This is a genomic window from Rhodobacter sp. SGA-6-6 (assembly GCF_011043545.1).
GTDB lineage: Bacteria > Pseudomonadota > Alphaproteobacteria > Rhodobacterales > Rhodobacteraceae > Pseudogemmobacter.
On sequence record NZ_JAAKGP010000051.1, the window covers coordinates 1 to 1,100 of the forward strand.

1 protein-coding gene and 1 pseudogene are annotated in these 1,100 nt (G+C 62.1%); both read right to left on the minus strand.

Annotated elements, in window-relative coordinates; genetic code table 11:
• Window positions 1–320: pseudogene (locus G5B31_RS20900) on the minus strand (hypothetical protein); the annotation flags it as partial.
• A partial coding sequence (locus G5B31_RS20905) for an Abi family protein (RefSeq protein WP_165020114.1) occupies window positions 317–1,100 on the minus strand: 784 nt, incomplete at its 5' end. The gene G5B31_RS20905 and the pseudogene G5B31_RS20900, both read right to left, overlap by 4 nt.

The window sequence follows — 1,100 nt, forward strand, 5'->3', positions numbered from 1 at the left end:
CCAAGATGGTCGGAAACACCCAAACCAAGATGGTTCAACCACATTGAATTAACAGCCAGCTGGCCCGGCCTCACGACCCGATAATTTTCGATCTCATCGTCCGCACGCTTGCGCTCTTCGGCGTCGTATTCCTTTGGAGTGACACCGTAGTATTCGGATACGGAGAGCATTTCGCCAACGGGTTCCTTGCCATTGCGCTCCTTGCTTTCCGAAAAAAGAAAACGAAGCCGCTCAACCGTCCAACCGGACGGAACCTCGGGCAGCTCGTTTTCGTCAATCAGTCGCTGTCGGACGAGGTGTTTGGCATCATCCAGCTTCATGCCACCACCCTCCACGCTGCTCGAGCCCGCCAATCGGCCGGAAAGCCCATCGCCGCGGGATCAGCCTGCGGGCATCCGTCGATCAGCGCCACCAGCCGCCCACGCCAGCCGCTGTCAGGCGCGACGACGCCCAGCAGATGATCCAGCATCACGAGGGTGTTGTGCAGCATCCGGTCATGGGCACCGCGCATCGCCACCGGCAACGTGGCCGGGAACTTCGGCACAGCCATGGTCACCGTGAACCGCTTGTTCCACAGCCGCCCGTGGTGGGCGCAGATGTTGCGCACATAGCTCATGTGATGCGCGAACGAGATCAGCGCCTTTTCATCCAAGCCCAGAGGCTTGGCGATGGCCTGGCGGTCCGCTCGCAGCTTGAGGTTGCCCAGCCACTTCGACAACTGGCCGAACGAAATCACCTCGGCCGCCATCCAGACGGGGGGCAGAACGGGATCGGTATACTTGGTGCGGTAGTGGTCGGCGAAGGTGTCCTTGGACCATTGGAATTCATCGGACAGGGTTGTGACGGCCCGCGCGTGGCGGTCACGGCTGTCATACAACCCTTGGTCAAGGTAGCCGTGCGAACCGTAGGTCATCGCCATGTGGTGCGCCCATCCGGCGCGCAGGGCGACCTCGACCCGCTCGATTGCATCCATCACCAGCAGGCGCAGTTGCCGGTCGAAGACGTAAAGGGCAAGCACATCCTCGAACCGCGTGCCGGGCCGGAACGCATGATCGCCCGCAGCGGCCGGGGTCTCGTAGGTCAGCCAGTAGGCGCGCAGC